This is a genomic window from Faecalibacterium sp. An122 (assembly GCF_002160895.1).
GTDB lineage: Bacteria > Bacillota > Clostridia > Oscillospirales > Ruminococcaceae > Faecalibacterium.
Genome location: NZ_NFLL01000015.1, coordinates 20,275 through 36,657, shown reverse-complemented (window position 1 = coordinate 36,657; position 16,383 = coordinate 20,275). Strand labels below are relative to the sequence as shown.

Here is a 16,383-nt window from a genome sequence, read left to right as displayed (position 1 = left end):
GACTTTCAGTCTGTTTCACGCCCTCCCCCGTCAGGCAGAAGGAACGGCGTTCTTTTTGAAACAAAGTTTCACTCCCCTGCAACTACGCGTCCCGGACGGTTTCGCCGGGCGTTTTCTGTTTGCACCGCGGCACAACAAAAGGGCGCGCCCGCCGGAAAACCGGTTGGGGCACGCCCTGTTTTATAAAGGATAGAGATTCAGTGTTTGCTGTCCAGGAAATAGCGGACGGCACCTACCAGGCCTGCGTCGTTGGCCAGAGCCGCCGGACGGATCTCCAGACCCTGGGCAAAGGCGGGCATCACCCCTGCCTTCACCTGCCGGGCCAGAGGCTCGATCAGGAGCTCCTGCTGGCTGCTGACGCCGCCGCCAATCAAAATCAGCTGGGGGTTGAACAGATGCACCAGGCCGGCCAGGCCCTCGGCAATCTCGCCGATCCAGTCATCCAGCAGCTGCTGCACCGCAGCATTTCCCTGCTGTGCCGCTGCAAAGATGGCTCGGCCGCTGTCCAGGGCCGGGTCCATTTTCACGGCCCGGCGCACCAGGGCCGAGGTGGAAGCGTGGCGCTCCCAGCAGCCCACTGCGCCGCAGGTGCAGGGTTCGCCGTGGGCCGCATGAATCCGCATATGGCCCAGTTCGCCGCCCAGGCCCCGGGCGCCTTCCAGCAGACGGCCGCCGGTGATGACGCCGCCGCCCAGACCGGTGCCGATGGTGACGCCCAGCACGTCGGTGCAGCCCTTGGCCGCACCCACCCAGGCCTCACCCAGGATCATACAGTTGGCGTCGTTGGCCACCGTCACCGGCAGGCCCAGATCGGCCTCCAGCGCTGCCCGGATGGGGGCGCCGGGCCAGCCGGGCAGGCTCCCGCAGGTGCCTGCCACCACGCCCTGGCTGCTGTCAATCTGACCGGTGGCCGAAACGCCCACGCCCGCCGGCTCATAGCCTTCGGCGCGGCATTCCGCCAGCATCTGGGCGGCAGCTTTCCGCACCGTATCCAGAATGGGGGTCTGGTAATTGTCAAAGCTGACACTGGTTTCGGCCCGTTTCAGCACCTGGCCGTCCTCGGTCACCAGGCCCAGCTTGACCGCCGTGCCTCCAATATCGATTCCAAGATAGGTTTTCATGGTCACTTCAAATCCTCGATGGCCGCAGTAAAGCGGGCGGTGATCTCAGCGGGACGGGTGATGGCTCCGCCCACCACCAGAGCGAAGGCACCGGCTTCCAGCGCCTTGCGGGCCTGCTCGGGGTAGTGGATATGTCCCTCGGCGATGACCTTGGCGGGGCAGTTTTTGGCCAGACGGGCGATGAAGTCAAAGTCGGTCTCATTGATGCCCTGGGTCTCGGGGGTGTAGCCCCGCATGGTGGTGCCTACAAAGTCGGCCCCGGCCTCAGCGCAGGCCATGGCCTCCTCGTCGGTGGCGATGTCCGCCATCACCAGCTGCTGGGGGTACTTTGCCTTGATCTCACGGATGAACTCCGCCGAGGTCTTGCCGTCCGGACGCAGGGCGCTGGTGCCCTGCACCGCCAGAATATCCACACCGCAGGCCACCAGCTCGTCCACCTCTTTCATGGTGACGGTGATGTACATGGGGGTGCCGGGGTAATCCTTTTTGATGATGCCGATGACCGGCAGGTCCACCACCTCTTTGATCTGGGTGATGTCCCGCACCGTATTGGCCCGGATGCCCACGGCGCCGCTCATGGCGGCAGCCTTGGCCATCAGGGGCATGACGCCGCCCTCCTTGGTGTACAGGGGCTCATACTCCAGCGCCTGGCAGGAAACGATCAGGCCGTGCTGAATCTGCTTCAAAATTGCTTCTTTTTCCATCTGGATTTCCTCCTTCTGTGGGGCGGTTCAGCCGCCCATCCGGATCTTAACAACCGCCTTGCGCACCGAGCGTGACACCGGGCTGATGCAGCTGGGCTTGTGGTATTCTCCCGGCAGGAACAGGGCGAACCGCCCCTCCCCCAGCAGGCCGCTGGACTGTTCGGGGCCGGCGGCAAAACCGCAGTCCGCCTTTTCATCAAAGGCCCCGGTGGGCTCGGCCCGGGTGGTCCAGGCCCAGTACTCGCTGCCGGTCAGGTCAATCTGCAAATCGGCATAGAGATGGTGGACCTCAAAGTCTGCACCTTCCGCCGGGCGAAGGTCGGCGTCCATCACGTTGATGAACACGGTCTGGCCCTCCACCTCGGTGCGGCCGTTGGGCAGGCTGGCGAGGTCATGCTCCTCCAGCCAGCGGATGGCGATATCCAGCGCGGGGTGCAGGCCGCGGTAATGGCTCAGGCAGCTGAGGCTGTCGGTAATCATGGCGGGTCCTCCCTTTCGTTTCAGGCAGAACGCCCGGCGCTCCGTGCCCTTTGGGGCCGGCAGCCACCGGGCGTCTGGTTATGCAATGAAGGTATGCAGTTTTTACAGGGCAGCAGCCTTGGCGATGGCTTCGCGGATCATCCGCTCGGCCTCCACCACCACAGCCTCATCCTCGGGGATCAGGTTGGGCAGGGGTGCGCGGACACCGCCCAGCTCCAGGCCGTACATCCGGCGCAGAATCTCCTTCTGGACGGCGTACAGGTTGCCGTGGGCCTCGCACATCTTATAAATGATGCGGTCGGCCTCATACTGGACTTTGCGGGCGGTGGGGATATCGCCCTTTTCGATCAGCTCGTTCATCTTGAGGAACAGCTCGGGCATGACGGCGTAGGTGCCACCGATGCCGCCGTCGGCGCCCATGGCGCGGCCGGAGACAAACTGCTCATCGGGACCGTTGAACACCACGAAGCCGCCCTCGCCCCGCGTGGCAATGCCGGCGTCCTTGAACATCTGGATGTCCTGGGTGGGCATGGAGGAGTTCTTGACCGCCACCACGTTGGGGTTCTTCAGCATGGTTTTCAGCAGGCTCATGGTCAGAGCGGTGCCGGCCAGCTGGGGAATGTTGTAGATCACAAACTCGGTGTTGGGGGCCGCGGCGCTCATGGCGTTCCAGTACTCGGCGATGGCGTACTCGGGCAGGTGGAAGTAGATGGGCGGGATGGCGGCGATGGCGTCCACGCCGCACTTTTCAGCGTGTGCAGCCAGCTCCACCGAGTCGGCGGTGTTGTTGCAGGCCACATGGGCGATGACGGTGATCTTGCCGCGGGCCTCGCTCATGACGGCTTCCAGCACGGCCTTGCGCTCATCGGGATGCTGATAGATGCACTCGCCCGAAGAACCGCCCACATACAGGCCCTTGACGCCCTTGTCGATCAGGTGACGGGTCAGGGCCTTGACACCCTCGGCCGAGATGGTGCCGTCCTGATTGTAGCAGGCATAAAAAGCCGGGATAACGCCCTGGTATTTGGTACAATCTTTCATGATGAAAACACTCCAATCTCGTAGTGGGAAGCCGTCGGGCTCAGCCCTTGACAGCGCCCATGGTAATACCCTGGGTGAAGTACTTCTGGAACATGAGGAAGACTGCCACGATGGGCACTGCGGCCAGGGCAGCGCCGGCCATGATGAGGCCGAAGTCCGAGGAGACTTCGCCCTGCAGACGGGCGATACCGGTGGAAATGGTCAGAACCTCACGGCGCTGCAGCATGATCAACTGCAGGAAGTAGTCGTTCCAGGTGTTGACGAAGGTGAAGATGGCCAGGGCGCCTACGCCGGGTTTGACCATCGGGAACACGATAGAGACAAAGGTGCGCACCTCGCTGGCGCCGTCGATACGGGCAGCCTCCAGCATTTCGGTGGGTATGGTCTCCGAGAACTGCTTCATCAGGAAGATGCCGAAGGGCCAGCCAACGGTGGGCAGGATAACTGCCAGCAGGTTGTTGTTCAGACCCAGGGCACTCATCTCCTGCAGCAGGGGGATGACGATAACCTGTTTGGGCAGAGCCATGGCGCAGACCAGCAGGCTGAACAGCACGGTCTGACCATAGAAGCGCTTTTTGGCCAGAGCGTAGCCGGCCAGCGCTGCCGTGATGCAGGTGAGCGCCATGGCGGCCACCGCGATGATGATGGTGTTGAGCAGCCACTGGATGGCGGGCTGCTTGAACAGCCGCACATAGTTGTCCAGGGTGGGATTCAGGGGGAACCACTGGGGTTTCTGGGCGTTGATGGTGATGGCATCCTTCAGCGAACCGGTCAAAATCCAGTACAGGGGGAAGATGAAGAATACCGCCAGGAGCGCCAGCACGATGATTACAAAAATCTTATAACCGCGGGACTGGCCGTCCAGGCTTGATTTTGTCTTCTTGGACATCCCAATACCTCCCTTTTAACCGTTGTCCGTCTGCGCGACCTTGAACTGGATCGCGGAGAAGATGGCGATGAAGATGGCCAGCACGACGCCCATGGCGTTGGCATAGCCGAACCGCTGATAGTTGTACGCCATATCGAAGATGTAGTACATCAGGGTGCTGGTGCTGCCCAGAGGGCCGCCGCGGGTCAGCAGCTGGATCAGTGCGAAGCACTGGAAGCTGTTGATGGTGGTGATGACCAGCACGTACAGGGTGGTGGGCATGATCTGGGCCCATTTGATCTTCCAGAAAATCTGCAGCCGGGTGGCGCCGTCGATGGCGGCGGCCTCTTCCAGGGAGCGGTCCACGTTGCCCAGGGCCGCCACGTACAGGACGATGGGCTGGCCGATGGAGGTGGTGAAGAGGATCATAATGATACACCAGATGGCGGTGCGGGTATCGCCCAGCCAGTCAAAGCCGACGGTATCGAAAATCTGGTTCAGCAGGCCGTTGTAGGGGTTGAACATCCACTTCCACACCACGGTGACGGCCACCGAGCCGGTAACCACCGGCAGGTAGAACACGCAGCGGAAGAAGGAGCGCATCTTGGAGCGCATGGGATAGATGGCAGAGCCAACCCACAGAGAGAAGGCGGTGACCAGGGGGACCGACACCACCACGATCAGGACGGTGTTCCAGAGCGAACGGATGAAGGTCTTATCCTGGAACATTTCGATATAGTTGCTCAAGCCGGCGAAGGTTGCGGCCGAGGTGTCGATGCCCATGTCCAAAAAGCTGTAGACCAGGCACATTCCCATCGGCACCAGCACGAATCCCACAAAGAAGATCAGACTGGGAAGCATGAACAGATAGGCGGAAATTGTCTCCCGCCGGGCCAGCACGCGGCTGGCGGGACGTCCCTTGGAACCATTTGCTTTTTGTTCCTTAACGGAAGTCTGAGCCACGTTGATTCCCTCCTTTCACAGTTTGCATAAGAGACGGCGATTCACATAAAACGCGCCTGCCCCTGTGGTGACCAGGCGGCAGGCGCGCCGTTTGTTCCTGTCAGGATCATCCGGCTGTCAGCGGCGCGCCGGGGGCGGGCTCTGTACAAGGCCGGAGATGTCCTTTACGGATTGCTTGCTGCGACGAAGGCGTCAGCGGCTTCCTGTGCGGGAGTGCCATTGACCATGATCTCCTGCAGCATGTTGAACCAGTTCTGGCGCTGAGCCGTCCAGTTGGGAGCCACGTTGTAGTAGTCGCCCAGGTACGGCATCAGAGATGCGAACTCGCCCATCTGCTCAGCCTGGTCGGTGCCCTCATAGACATCGCCCAGAGACTCGCGGACCGGGAAGAAACCGGTCAGGCGGACGCTCTCAGCAGCCTGGCTGGCGTCGTCACAGACGAACTGGATGAAGGTCTTGGCGGCCTCGATGCGGGCGTCGTCGCCGCTGTTGAAGATGCCGAAGCCCCAGATACCGCCGCACAGCTCGGGCACACCGTCATCGGAGGGGAATGCCATGGCGTACGGAGTGAAGGTGACCTGAGAGGCATACTGTGCCTTGTTGGAGGCGTTCCAGCAGAAGGTGACGGCGGCGGTGCCGTTGGCGAACTGCTGCAGCTCATCCGATGCCTGGAAGCCGGCGTTGGCGTTCAGGCTGCGGTTGTCCACCATGCTCTTGAGCAGCTCGAGAGCCTTGACGTTCTCGGGGCTGTTGGCGGTGTACTCGGTGTGGTCGGCGTTGGTGTATGTACCGGAGTAGAGGTTGTTCACCAGTGCGCGGGTGCCCTGGTCGCCGCCCTGGCCGCCGCAGTAGATGATGCCGGGCACAGCGGCCAGGCCGGAATCACGGATGGTCTCCATGGCCTTGACGAAATCGTCGGTGGTCCAGGTGCGGGTCTCCTCGTCCAGATACTGGAGAGCGCCGGCCTTCTCAAAGACCTCGTAGTTGATGGCCATGCAGTGGGTGGTCATGCACAGGGGGTACTCATAGTAAGCACCGTTCAGCTGGCAGGCGCTGACCACGGAATCGCTGACTGCGGCGATGTCGTCCTCGGTGTCGGCCCACAGGTCGCTCAGATCCACCATCAGGTTGTTGGCGCCCCAGTTGGAAACCAGACGCTCGGGGCCTTCCATGATGATATCGGGGGTCTCCTTGGCGGTGATGGCCGAGGTGACCAGATTATCGCCGTTCTGGTAGTCCAGAGTCTCGTAGGTGACGGTGATCTCAGGATGGACTTTGTTGAAGGCTGCGATGATGTCGTCCAGCTTGGACTCGGTGCCGCCCCAGGAACCGATGGGGTAGGTCCACAGCGAAATCGACACGCCATCGCCGGAAGCGGTGGAAGCAGCGGTCGAGCTGGCGGTGGAAGCAGCGGTGCTGCTGGAATCCGAACCGCCGCAGGCAGCAAGCAGGCCGGCTGCGCCAACGGCACCCGTGACCTTCAGAAAGTCCCGACGTGAAATTGCTCTCTTCTTCATAGTGTTCTCCTTTTGTCGTGCCGGTTATCAAGCCGGTTGCCCTACCGGTCGGCCAGTGTGCGCCTCCGGTTCTCTTGAGTCCATTTTACAAAGAAGACAAATAAAAGTCAATACATTTTGTGTATTTTTTTGAAAATTTTTTTCAGACAGATTTTTCTGTGATTTATGATTTTCAAACAAGGCTTTTGCTTTCCTTTCAGAGGTGCTTGGCCGCCAGCAGGTCGGCCAGGTTGCTGCGGACGTCCTCCACCGTGTCTTCCTGGCGGCGGCAGACCTCGGTGAACAGGGCATCAATCAGGAACAGCTGGGCCATACGGGCCGGCACCGATCCCAGCTGCAGCGGGCCCTCGTTGGCGCCGCACTGCAGCACCACATCGGCATAGGCGCAGGCCGGCGACTTGGGGAAATGGGTCACCAGCACCACCGGCACCTTCCGCCGGTGGGCCAGCTCCAGCAGTTCCACCGCCTCCCGGGTGGCGCCGGAGTAGGAGAAAAAGAGGATGGCGTCCTGTTCGGTGAGGGTGGCGGTGTAGACAATCTGGGTGTGGGAATCACTCATGGCAAAAAAACTTTTGCCTGCCGTCGAAAAAATGTGGGCCGCCTCCTCCGCCATAATCATGGAGCCGCCCTGGCCCATGCAGAACACCTTGTCGGCCCGGGTCAGCAGATCCGCCGCCCGGCGGATGTTGTCGGGCCGGATGAGGGTCAGGGTCTGGGAGATGGCCTCCACCTCGGCGCCGTACAGCTTATGGCACATTTCCTGAATGTCGTCCTCGGGGGTCACTTCTCCGCTGAGGAAGGGCATCCCCCGGCGGCTGCCCACAACATTGGCCAGTGCCAGCTTGAAGGCATTGTATCCCTTATAGTCCAGCTTGCGGCAAAAGCGGGTGATGGTGGCCTCCGCCACCCCGCAGGCCTCCGCCAGCTCGGAAATGGACAAATTCTGCGCCTCCTGCTGGTGGTCGTTGACATAATCCGCCACCTTGCGCTCCGACGCGGTCAACTGGTAATATTCTGCACTGATCCGTTCCATCACGTTTCGCAGATTGGCAGGCATAGTGGTTTCCTCCTATCATCGCGTTAAAAATATCGGGTTCTGAGTGTATAGTATCATGTATGAAAAAAATTTTCAATCTTTGAAAAATCCCTCTGCTGCTTCCAAAAAAGGCCCCCGGCGGGCTGCGGGGGCAGATGACAACCGCTCCCGAATGTGCTATGATAACATCAGCCGAGGCGGGCCTGCCCTGTAAGGGCAGACGCCGCCTGTCCGACCCGTGTGAAAGGAGCCCTGTGCGATGTTTGGCAGCATATTCAACCCGGAAAACAAGTTCTGGCAGACGCTGGACCATCTGGCCGACCTCTTGATCCTGAGCCTGCTGTGGCTTCTGTGTTCCCTGCCGCTGGTGACGGCGGGCGCCGCCACCACCGCCCTCTACGACGCCGCGGCCCACTGTCTGCGCGGCCCCGAGCCCATGCCCTGGAAGCGGTTTGTGCAGACGTTCCGCCGGGAGCTGCTTCCCGCCAGTCTGGTGACGGTGGTGTGGGGCGCTGTGCTGCTGATGCTGGTGTACGCCCTGCAGATGACCGCCGCTGCGGCTTCTGCGGGGACCTCCGCCGCCTGGGCCGCCCTGATCTTCTGCCTGGTGGTGATGATTCTGCCGGTGGGGGCCGCCTGCTGGATGTTTCCCCTGCTGTCCCGGTTTGCGTTCCGGCCGGTGGACCTGATGCTCACCGCCCTGCGGCTGACGTTGGGCTGTCTGCCCCGCACCATCGGTCTGGTGGCCATTGTGGGGATTTCGGCCCTGCTGGTGCGGGTGCTGCTGATCCCCATCGTCATCCTGCCGGGGGCGGCGGCCTGGCTGTTCACCCTGCTGCTGGAGCCGGTATTCCGCCGCTACCAGCCCGACGACACCCCCGACGAACCCGTCTGCCCGGACGAGGAGGAGTCTGAAACCCAGGAGGAGGAAGTGTAATCCCCTCCCCCCGTATCTTTTATAAATAGGAAGGAGTCTTTCCCTATGGACGAATCGACACAGCTTTACCAGGCCCGCCTGGAGCGGGTCATCCAGCGGATGACCGCCATGGGCCTGACCCAGCTTCTGGTCACCGACCCGGACAGCGTCTGGTATCTGACCGGCTACGACAACGACCCCATCGAGCGGATGCAGGTCTTTTGCGTGCGGCAGGACGGCCGTCACTGCTTTTTCCTGAACCGGCTGTTCCCCGCCCCCGCCGCTCCCTGGGAGCAGGTGTGGTTCACCGACACCGACGACGCCGTGGGCCTTCTGGCCGCCCGGCTGGACCCCGCCGCACCGGTGGGCATCGACAAGACCTGGACCGCCCGCTTCCTGCTGCCCCTGATGGAGCGGCTGCCCGGCGCCCGGCCCGTCCTGGCCTCCGACTGCGTGGATCACTGCCGCGCCTGCAAGGACGAGGCCGAACAGGAACTGATGCGGGCCGCTTCCCGGATCAACGACCAGGTCATGGAGGAAGTGGCCGGCTTCTTCCGCGAGGGAGTCACCGAGCGGGAGGCCGCCCGGTTCATTGAGAGCCGGTACACCGCCCTGGGCTGCAGCAGCCCCTCCTTCCCCACCATTGTCTCCTTTGGCGCCCACGGGGCCGACCCGCATCACGAGCCGGACGACACCCCGCTGGCTCCCGGCGACTCCATCGTCATCGACATGGGCTGCCGCAAGGACCGCTACTGTTCCGACATGACCCGCACCTTCTTCTGGCAGGAGGCCAGCGAGGAGGCCCGGGCCGTCCACGATCTGGTGCGGGAGGCCAACGAGCGGGCCGAGGCACTGGTCCGCCCCGGCGTCCCCCTCTGTGAGCTGGACAAGGCTGCCCGGGACCACATTGCCGCGGCGGGCTACGGCGAATACTTCACCCACCGCCTGGGCCATTTCATCGGCCAGCGGGACCACGAGCAGGGAGACGTCAGCAGTGCCAACACCGCTCTGGCCGAGCCGGGGATGATTTTCTCCATCGAGCCGGGGGTGTACCTGCCGGGCAAGTTCGGCGTCCGGGTGGAGGACCTGGTGCTGGTGACCGAGGATGGCTGCGAAATCCTCAACCGCGTGGACAAGCACGGACGGATTCTGAAATAACCCTTTGGGCCGGGCCTCTCTGCAGGGGCCCGGCTCTTTCTGCGCCCGGCGGCCCGCACCGGGGCAAAAGCGGTGGTTATGCGTGGATCTTATCCGGCGATGCCCGGGACAGCCCTTCCCGCAGGGCAGACGACCCGCGGGGACGCAGGGTCCGCATTTCCATAAAATTTGGCCATTATTGCAATAAAATACAAAAAGTTTTCCAAATTCACTGGCAAAAAATTAGACGTCATGTTATAATAGTGTCAATTCGGGTTTAGGTATTCTGCCCGGTCTGCACCGGGAAATTGCAAATGAAGGAGGGCCCGTCATGGATTATCTTTTACCGCTGGCTGCCGGCGGCCTGACCTTGTTCGACGCCTCGCTGGTGTCCACTAGTCTGGTGCTGGTGTTCGGACTTCTGGTCGCCCTGTGCCTGATTATCACGCTGGAAGGCAAGCTGTTTGACTCGTTCAACGACAAGGACAGCGCCAAAAAGCGTGCCAAAGCAATGGACGAACTCAACAAGAGCGCCCAGAAAAAGCCGGCTGCACCTGCTGCGCGCGCCGCTGTTTCTGCGCCGGCCGCCCCGGCCCCTGTGGTCGAGACCGGCATCCCGGGCGAAGTTGTGGCTGTGATCTCCGCCGCCATCTACTCGATGGAAGGCGGCCACGCTGTGGTCCGTGAGATCCGCCGTATGCCGCAGGCAGGCGGTTCCCGCCGCGGCGCATGGGGCGACGCCGGTGTGGTACAGAGCACCCGGCCCTTTATGTAACTTCATCGGGGAAGGAAGCGTGATACAATGGGCGCAATTATCAACAATCTTCAGGAAATTTTTGCCAATTCCGGCTACGCACAGATTTTCACGGCGGTGGGCGGCTACCGCTATGCGGTCATGCTGCTGGTAGCCTGCATTCTGATCTATCTGGCCATCGTGCATCAGTTTGAACCCCTTCTGCTGCTGCCGATCGGCTTCGGCATGCTGATGGCCAACCTGCCGCTGGATGGCATCATCCATATGGACATCTTCATCAACGAGACCGGCCATATCAACTGGCAGATGCTGGGCAGCTCGGGCGGTCTGGCGGACTATTTGTACTTAGGCGTCAAGCTGGGCATTTATCCGCCGCTGATCTTCCTGGGCATCGGCACCATGACCGACTTTGAACCGCTGATCGCCCGTCCCTCCAGCCTGCTGCTGGGTGCGGCTGCACAGCTGGGTATTTTCGTGGCTTACATCGGCGCCCGCATCCTGGGCTTCAGCCCTGCGGAAGCCGCTTCCATCGGCATCATCGGCGGCGCCGACGGCCCCACCGCGATTCTGACCACCTCCATCCTGGCTCCGGAACTGCTGGGCTCGGTTGCCGTGGCAGCCTACTGCTACATGGCTCTGGTGCCGGTCATTCAGCCCCCCATCATGCGGCTGCTCACCACTGAGAAAGAGCGCCAGATCATCATGGAGGCTCCCCGCAAGGTCAGCCACACCGAAAAGGTCCTGTTCCCCATCATTGTCACCATCCTGGTCAGCCTGCTGCTGCCGGATGCCGCCATCCTGATCGGCTGCCTGATGATGGGCAACCTGATGAAGGAGTGCGGCGTGGTGGAGCGCATCACCAAGACCGCCGGCAATGAACTGATGAACATCATCACCATTTTCCTGGGCTTCTCGGTGGGCTGCACCACCAACGCAGAGACCTTCCTGAACATGCGGACCGTCATGGTCATCTTCCTGGGCGTCTTTGCTTTCGCCTTCGGCACCGCCGGCGGCGTCATCCTGGGCAAGATCATGTGCTTCGTCACCAAGGGCAAGATCAATCCTCTGATCGGCTCGGCCGGCGTCTCCGCCGTTCCCATGGCCGCCCGTGTCTCCCAGAAAGTGGGTCAGGAATTCAACCCCCGCAACTACCTGCTGATGCACGCCATGGGCCCCAATGTGGCCGGCGTTATCGGCAGCGCCGTGGCCGCTGGTATCCTCATCAACATGTGCCGCGGCCTGTAATCCCCAGCTTACCATAAAACGGCAGACGGCCGGGCTTTTGAAGCCCGGCCGTCTTTTTGTGTTTATCGGGTTGGATGCGGGAGCTTTTACAGCAGGCCGAAGTGAACAAAGGCGTTGTACAGGCCGTCCTCCTCCACGGCGGTGGTCACATAGTCGGCCGCCGCCTTGGCTCCATCCCCGCCGCTGCCCATGCAGCAGCTCTGGGCGCAGACCTCAAACATGGGGATATCCACCGCCGCGTCTCCAAAGGCGATGGTGTCTTCCTGCCGGGCGTTCAGGTATTTCAGCAGCACCTCCACGGCGCGGGCCTTGGTGATGCCCTTCACACCCAGGTCACCGAACAGGGCCGTCTCCCCCGCCCCGCCCCAGGTGCCGTTCTGCAGGTCGGGGAACTGCTCCCTGGCGTCCAGAAAGTCCTGATAGCTGTCCAGGATATAGCTGACCTTGTTCACGTCGTCCCGGTAGAGGTCGGCCCCATAGATCATGGTTGGGAACACCGTGTCGGGGCTGGCCTGGTCGGCGTCCGCCTTGCCCTTGCGGCGGCAGTACTCTTTCATCACCGGAACCGCCCGCTGGCGGAAGTTCTCGCTGCCGTACAGGCCGCTGTTGCTCTCCAGGTAGAATTCCAGTTTCCGGCTGTGGAGCCAGTCTACAATCCGCCGGCACTGCCCCGGCGTGACCAGCTGGTGCATCACCACTTCCCCGTCCGACTCCACATAGCTGCCGTTGCCGCCAATGTAGCCGTCCAGGCCGATGTCCCAGATTTCCTGTTTGTTCTCGGCCTTGCTGCGGCCGCTGCACAGGTACACCCGGTGCCCTGCCGCCCGGGCCATCCGGATGGCTTTCACCGCCGAGGCGGGCAGGCGGTTTTCGTAATCCACCAGGGTGCCGTCGATGTCAATGAACAGAATCTTTCCCATGGGTGTTTCTCCTTCTTTCTGGCGTTTTGCGGCCGGGCCGCAGTCCTTTCGGCTTTCATGATACCAGATTTTCGGGGTTTGGTACAGCCTTTTTTGCCCCCATCCAAACAAGAAGCTCCCCCGCAGAAGCCCGGCCGGGCCGCCGCAGGGGAGCTTGTTTCTTTCAGCGCAGATTTTCCCGGGGAAATGCAGGGCCGCTCACAGCTCTGCGCTGCGGGCAATCTGCTCCTGTTTTTCGCACTCGTCCTCCAGCTGGGCTTTCAAAGCGGAGTCCATCCGGTCCAGCTTGTCCAGCAGGCGGTGAATCTGACTTTGGGTCTTTTGGACCTGTTCCTGGGCCTGGACGATATGGTCCCGCACCGCCCAGTCGGTGAAGAAATTGTCGAAGAAGAAGTCCGCAAACCGCAAAAATCCATCCACCGTGACCTGCATCTCCGGGTTGATTTCCACATCCGCCAGCTCGGTCTTGAACCGCCGCAGCTCCATCTGGAGCCGTTCCGCCAGCTCCTGGGCCTGGTCCAGATGCTCATACTTGGCCAGGTCGCTGAAAACGCTCCCTCCCATCAGGTCTATGGTGCTCCATCCCTCGGCGTCGTCCAGGGATTCCTGCATCTGGCGGGCGGTTTCCAGCGCGGTGTGTCCCGCCTGGACCGCCTCCCGGATTTCCTTTTGGCGGAGTTTCATGGCCATGATCCGGGTCTCGCTCTCCACCAGCTCCTGGGCGGCAGGGCTGTTGGTGGCCTTGATTTCCTGCATCCGGGCCACCAGCGCCTCCTGGTAGCGGCGGTCGCAGCCCGACAGCTCTTTCAGCTGGGCCTCCATGCGGCCCAGCTCCCGGTCCAGGGCCGACAGTTCCCGGGCAGCGGCATCGTAGCGGACCCGGGCCGCATAAGCCTCCTGCCGCTCTTTGTCCAGCTTTTCCTCCATCCGGCCCGCCATCTGGTAGAAAAACGCCGCCAGGCCGCCTTTTTCCAAGCGGTCCACATCGGCCTGTTCCTCTGCCTTTGTCTTTTCCAGCTCTTTCAGCCGGGAGGCCACCTCCCCCCGCTGGGACTGCAGCTCATGGTACTTGGCCTGCACAATTTTCTGTTCGGCTACCTGCTGCCAAAGCCTTTTCAATTCCTCCATCTGCGGCTCCTTTCGGCCGGGCTAACCGCCGGCGGTCAATCCATCAGACCATACTTCTTATACCAGGCAAAAATCTGGCTGTAGATCAGCTTGTTGCCAAAATACTGGCGATAGGTGGCGGATTTTTCTTTTCCGGCTGCCTTCAGCTGCTCCATCTGCTGTTTTTCCGCCTCAGCCTGGCGGGTCAGGTCGGCCAGCATGGCCTCGAACGCCTCCAAACGATCCATCTTCACCCCTCCGTCCCGTCACAGATTTCCTTCAGGCGCTGCTTCAAAAGCTGATACCGCAGGCGCTTTTCCTCTTTGGCAAAGTGGACCTCCCGGAACTGCCGGGGATTGTCCTCATAGCAGAGGGTTTCCCCGCCGAACTGCTCGCTGGTCAGGTCAAACACACGGTCATCCACCACGTTGTAGCAGTGGTAGTTCCCGCGGGGGCGGAGAACGCCATACACCTCCCCGCCGAAGATATCCTGCGCCAGGAACGCCGTGATGGAGCACTGACCCAGGGTCTTGTTTTCGGGGGTCCAGGCGGCCTGCAGCCGCGGCGCACAGGTCTCCCGGCACCACACCTGCGACAGTTTGTCGTACAAATCCAGCGGGGTGCGGATGCCCGGATAGCTTGTCTCCCGGGCCGGGACGTCCGCCTGTTCCCAGCCGTAAAAATGATATTGATCCATGGTGCGCCTCCTTTGTTTCATTGTAGCACACTTGCCCGGGGAAGAAAAGGACCAATCCCGCCCCGAACAAAAAGCGGCGAAGGGTCTCCCCCTCGCCGCCGTTGGATTCAGATTTTGCCCTCAGTTGAGGAAATTGAAGGACAGGATAACCACGCCCAGGGTCACCAGAATCACGCCGGTAGCCCGGTTGAGGGTCACGGGGTCCGCCTTGTTGGCAAAGACGGCGGCCACCCGCGCCCACAGGAAGGTGAACACCACGCACAGGGCGAACACCACCCAGTCCGGCTGGCCGCCGATGATAAAGTGAGACACCGCCCCTGTCAGAGCGGTGAAGGTCATGATGAACACACTGGTGCCCACAGCGGTTTTCAGCTCATACCCCAGCACCGAGGTGAGGATCAACAGCATCATCATGCCGCCGCCTGCGCCCATAAAGCCGCAGATAAAGCCGATGCCCACCCCGAACACCAGAGACTGCACCGCCCGCTTGCGGGGGGAGACCGAATCCATGGACTCCTTGGTGGTCATCACCGGCATCACGATGAACTTGACGCCCAGCAGAAAGGTCATGATGACCGAGAAGTTCCCCATGGCGGCCGCCGGCATAAGGCCGGACACATAGCTGCCCACCACCGTAAAGACCAGCACACTGACCATCATAATCAGGCCGTTGCGGACATCCAGATTTTTGTTTTTTCCGTAGGTGTAGGCCGAGACGGCGCTGGCCAGCACGTTGGAGGACAGGGCGATGCCCACCGCCATATAGGGGTCCATCCCCAGAAAGGTCACCAGCATGGGGGTGATGACGGCGGCGGCGCTCATGCCGGCAAAGCCGGTGCCCTTCCCCGCCCAAACAAAAACGCCAGCCCGAAGGCTGGCATCCAACCGGGCTGATGTCAGGAACAGGTTATGTTTTTGATCCGGTCGGCGGAATATTCCGCCAGAAGGCCGCTGTAGATTTCCCGGCTGCCCGAAAGTTCCAGCAGCTCCATGGGCTTGACAATCTCCCCGAAGCTGTCGGGCCGGGTGACATCGTAGCGCACCAGCACGTCCTTCACAAATTCCGAGCAGTAGTAGCAGTTTTTCCGGCGATAGGCCAGGTTGAAAAAGGCCAGCACCAGCCCCAGGTAATTGTAGTGGTAGCGCTGGCGATCCTGATACATGTACTCCAGATGGCGCTTGATCTGCTCATACTGAGCCTGGGTCACCGGAACCCGCAGCACCTTGGCCCGGGTGCGGACAAACCGTCCGAAGGTCCCCGAGACGGGGCTTTCCTGGACAAAGCCGCCCCACACCGGATTATAGGGGTGAAGCCGCCCAAAGGAATACAGGGTCTGAAGCGAAGCATCCACGCTGATGGATGCGTGATTATAGGCATCACCGGTCACCATGCGAAGAATCTGGGAGAGAATGGTGCCGGTCTGGGTAATGACAATAAAAACAGCTGGTCCGTTTTGGACAGTACAGGTCATGAGGGATGTTCCTTTCCTTCTTTGGGGTGAAGCCGCCCTCCGGCTGGCTTCGGAGGCCGCCCGGACTGGCGGGCAGGCCCCTGTCTTTTATACGAATCAGCGGGACCTTTCATCGCAAGGGAATCCCTGGCTGTGGGACGTTTCTTTTCCTCCGGGGGAGCTTTTTCTCATCCCCGCCGGCCGCCGGAGGCGCCCCCAGGGTGCCGCACACCCTGACCGGCTCCTCACAGAACCATGTCTTTCCACCCATTTTTCCTCCTTCACGCTGTTGGTAAACTCGATCTATTGTACCATGTTTCAGGTGTCAAAACTGTGACAGATTCGGGAAAGTTTGGTCCCAAAATCAGGCCGGAACGGGATTTCCGGGCAGAAAAACAGCAGGGCCCCCAAGAGGGAGCCCTGCTT

General features: G+C 61.4%; 18 protein-coding genes. 4 read left to right on the top strand and 14 right to left on the bottom strand.

Annotated features, from left to right (window positions below):
- Positions 1-197: 197 nt before the first annotated feature.
- The 8 genes from B5E67_RS10020 to B5E67_RS09985 all read right to left on the bottom strand — a co-directional run bounded on the left by B5E67_RS10020 (position 198) and on the right by B5E67_RS09985 (position 7,751).
- Positions 198-1,121 carry an ROK family protein gene (locus B5E67_RS10020; protein WP_087385094.1) on the bottom strand — a complete coding sequence of 308 codons (924 nt, stop codon included), beginning with the start codon at positions 1,119-1,121 and terminating at the stop codon, positions 198-200.
- Positions 1,122-1,123: 2 nt separating this feature from the next.
- Positions 1,124-1,825 carry an N-acetylmannosamine-6-phosphate 2-epimerase gene (locus B5E67_RS10015; RefSeq protein ID WP_087385092.1) on the bottom strand — a complete coding sequence of 234 codons (702 nt, stop codon included), beginning with the start codon at positions 1,823-1,825 and terminating at the stop codon, positions 1,124-1,126.
- A 27-nt stretch (positions 1,826-1,852) separates the two neighbouring features.
- Positions 1,853-2,305, bottom strand: a complete 453-nt coding sequence (locus B5E67_RS10010) for a YhcH/YjgK/YiaL family protein (protein ID WP_087246866.1) — start codon at positions 2,303-2,305, stop codon at positions 1,853-1,855.
- 102 nt (positions 2,306-2,407) lie between these two features.
- Positions 2,408-3,346, bottom strand: a complete 939-nt coding sequence (locus B5E67_RS10005) for a dihydrodipicolinate synthase family protein (RefSeq protein ID WP_087385090.1) — start codon at positions 3,344-3,346, stop codon at positions 2,408-2,410.
- Positions 3,347-3,386: 40 nt separating this feature from the next.
- Positions 3,387-4,235 (bottom strand): carbohydrate ABC transporter permease, encoded by an 849-nt coding sequence (locus tag B5E67_RS10000; protein ID WP_087385088.1) that lies wholly within the window; start codon positions 4,233-4,235, stop codon positions 3,387-3,389.
- Positions 4,236-4,250: 15 nt separating this feature from the next.
- A complete protein-coding gene (locus B5E67_RS09995) occupies positions 4,251-5,177 on the bottom strand; it encodes a sugar ABC transporter permease (RefSeq protein WP_242956929.1) in 927 nt (308 codons plus the stop codon).
- Between the two features lie 164 nt (positions 5,178-5,341).
- Complete coding sequence (locus B5E67_RS09990) at positions 5,342-6,694, bottom strand: extracellular solute-binding protein (protein WP_087246872.1); 1,353 nt, start codon at positions 6,692-6,694, stop codon at positions 5,342-5,344.
- 196 nt (positions 6,695-6,890) lie between these two features.
- Positions 6,891-7,751 (bottom strand): MurR/RpiR family transcriptional regulator, encoded by an 861-nt coding sequence (locus B5E67_RS09985; protein WP_087246874.1) that lies wholly within the window; start codon positions 7,749-7,751, stop codon positions 6,891-6,893.
- 238 nt (positions 7,752-7,989) lie between these two features.
- On the opposite strand from B5E67_RS09985, the gene B5E67_RS09980 reads away from it, so the two are divergent.
- The 4 genes from B5E67_RS09980 to B5E67_RS09965 all read left to right on the top strand — a co-directional run bounded on the left by B5E67_RS09980 (position 7,990) and on the right by B5E67_RS09965 (position 11,782).
- On the top strand, positions 7,990-8,667 hold the full coding sequence (locus tag B5E67_RS09980; protein ID WP_087385086.1) for a DUF624 domain-containing protein: 678 nt from the start codon (positions 7,990-7,992) through the stop codon (positions 8,665-8,667).
- Positions 8,668-8,712: 45 nt separating this feature from the next.
- A complete protein-coding gene (locus tag B5E67_RS09975) occupies positions 8,713-9,804 on the top strand; it encodes a Xaa-Pro peptidase family protein (RefSeq protein ID WP_087385084.1) in 1,092 nt (363 codons plus the stop codon).
- A gap of 310 nt (positions 9,805-10,114) precedes the next feature.
- On the top strand, positions 10,115-10,558 hold the full coding sequence (locus tag B5E67_RS09970) for an OadG family transporter subunit (RefSeq protein WP_087385082.1): 444 nt from the start codon (positions 10,115-10,117) through the stop codon (positions 10,556-10,558).
- 27 nt (positions 10,559-10,585) lie between these two features.
- Positions 10,586-11,782, top strand: a complete 1,197-nt coding sequence (locus B5E67_RS09965) for a sodium ion-translocating decarboxylase subunit beta (protein ID WP_087246882.1) — start codon at positions 10,586-10,588, stop codon at positions 11,780-11,782.
- Positions 11,783-11,868: 86 nt separating this feature from the next.
- On the opposite strand, the gene B5E67_RS09960 is transcribed toward B5E67_RS09965, so the two are convergent.
- The 6 genes from B5E67_RS09960 to B5E67_RS09935 form a co-directional block, all read right to left on the bottom strand.
- Positions 11,869-12,702, bottom strand: a complete 834-nt coding sequence (locus B5E67_RS09960; protein ID WP_087385081.1) for a Cof-type HAD-IIB family hydrolase — start codon at positions 12,700-12,702, stop codon at positions 11,869-11,871.
- 198 nt (positions 12,703-12,900) lie between these two features.
- Complete coding sequence (locus tag B5E67_RS09955; RefSeq protein WP_087385079.1) at positions 12,901-13,830, bottom strand: hypothetical protein; 930 nt, start codon at positions 13,828-13,830, stop codon at positions 12,901-12,903.
- Positions 13,831-13,865: 35 nt separating this feature from the next.
- Positions 13,866-14,057 carry a hypothetical protein gene (locus tag B5E67_RS09950; protein WP_087246888.1) on the bottom strand — a complete coding sequence of 64 codons (192 nt, stop codon included), beginning with the start codon at positions 14,055-14,057 and terminating at the stop codon, positions 13,866-13,868.
- 2 nt (positions 14,058-14,059) lie between these two features.
- Positions 14,060-14,506, bottom strand: coding sequence for a hypothetical protein (locus tag B5E67_RS09945; protein WP_242956928.1), 447 nt, complete (start codon positions 14,504-14,506; stop codon positions 14,060-14,062).
- Between the two features lie 120 nt (positions 14,507-14,626).
- The gene (locus B5E67_RS09940; RefSeq protein WP_242956926.1) at positions 14,627-15,391 is read right to left on the bottom strand and encodes a sulfite exporter TauE/SafE family protein; all 765 of its coding nucleotides are present in this window, start codon (positions 15,389-15,391) and stop codon (positions 14,627-14,629) included.
- A gap of 11 nt (positions 15,392-15,402) precedes the next feature.
- Entirely contained in the window at positions 15,403-15,978 is a 576-nt protein-coding gene (locus B5E67_RS09935) for a hypothetical protein (RefSeq protein ID WP_087385072.1), read from the bottom strand.
- Between the last annotated feature and the right edge of the window lie 405 nt (positions 15,979-16,383).

Excerpts from the sequence above, each read along its gene's own strand:
- B5E67_RS09980 (WP_087385086.1), top strand. The coding sequence starts at position 7,990 with ATGTTTGGCAGCATATTCAACCCGGAAAACAAGTTCTGGCAGACGCTG.
- B5E67_RS09955 (WP_087385079.1), bottom strand. The coding sequence starts at position 13,830 with ATGGAGGAATTGAAAAGGCTTTGGCAGCAGGTAGCCGAACAGAAAATT.
- B5E67_RS09990 (WP_087246872.1), bottom strand. The coding sequence starts at position 6,694 with ATGAAGAAGAGAGCAATTTCACGTCGGGACTTTCTGAAGGTCACGGGT.
- B5E67_RS09935 (WP_087385072.1), bottom strand. The coding sequence starts at position 15,978 with ATGACCTGTACTGTCCAAAACGGACCAGCTGTTTTTATTGTCATTACC.
- B5E67_RS10010 (WP_087246866.1), bottom strand. The coding sequence starts at position 2,305 with ATGATTACCGACAGCCTCAGCTGCCTGAGCCATTACCGCGGCCTGCAC.
- B5E67_RS09975 (WP_087385084.1), top strand. The coding sequence starts at position 8,713 with ATGGACGAATCGACACAGCTTTACCAGGCCCGCCTGGAGCGGGTCATC.
- B5E67_RS09960 (WP_087385081.1), bottom strand. The coding sequence starts at position 12,702 with ATGGGAAAGATTCTGTTCATTGACATCGACGGCACCCTGGTGGATTAC.
- B5E67_RS09970 (WP_087385082.1), top strand. The coding sequence starts at position 10,115 with ATGGATTATCTTTTACCGCTGGCTGCCGGCGGCCTGACCTTGTTCGAC.
- B5E67_RS09945 (WP_242956928.1), bottom strand. The coding sequence starts at position 14,506 with ATGGATCAATATCATTTTTACGGCTGGGAACAGGCGGACGTCCCGGCC.
- B5E67_RS10005 (WP_087385090.1), bottom strand. The coding sequence starts at position 3,346 with ATGAAAGATTGTACCAAATACCAGGGCGTTATCCCGGCTTTTTATGCC.
- B5E67_RS10015 (WP_087385092.1), bottom strand. The coding sequence starts at position 1,825 with ATGGAAAAAGAAGCAATTTTGAAGCAGATTCAGCACGGCCTGATCGTT.
- B5E67_RS09950 (WP_087246888.1), bottom strand. The coding sequence starts at position 14,057 with ATGGATCGTTTGGAGGCGTTCGAGGCCATGCTGGCCGACCTGACCCGC.
- B5E67_RS09965 (WP_087246882.1), top strand. The coding sequence starts at position 10,586 with ATGGGCGCAATTATCAACAATCTTCAGGAAATTTTTGCCAATTCCGGC.
- B5E67_RS10020 (WP_087385094.1), bottom strand. The coding sequence starts at position 1,121 with ATGAAAACCTATCTTGGAATCGATATTGGAGGCACGGCGGTCAAGCTG.
- B5E67_RS09985 (WP_087246874.1), bottom strand. The coding sequence starts at position 7,751 with ATGCCTGCCAATCTGCGAAACGTGATGGAACGGATCAGTGCAGAATAT.
- B5E67_RS10000 (WP_087385088.1), bottom strand. The coding sequence starts at position 4,235 with ATGTCCAAGAAGACAAAATCAAGCCTGGACGGCCAGTCCCGCGGTTAT.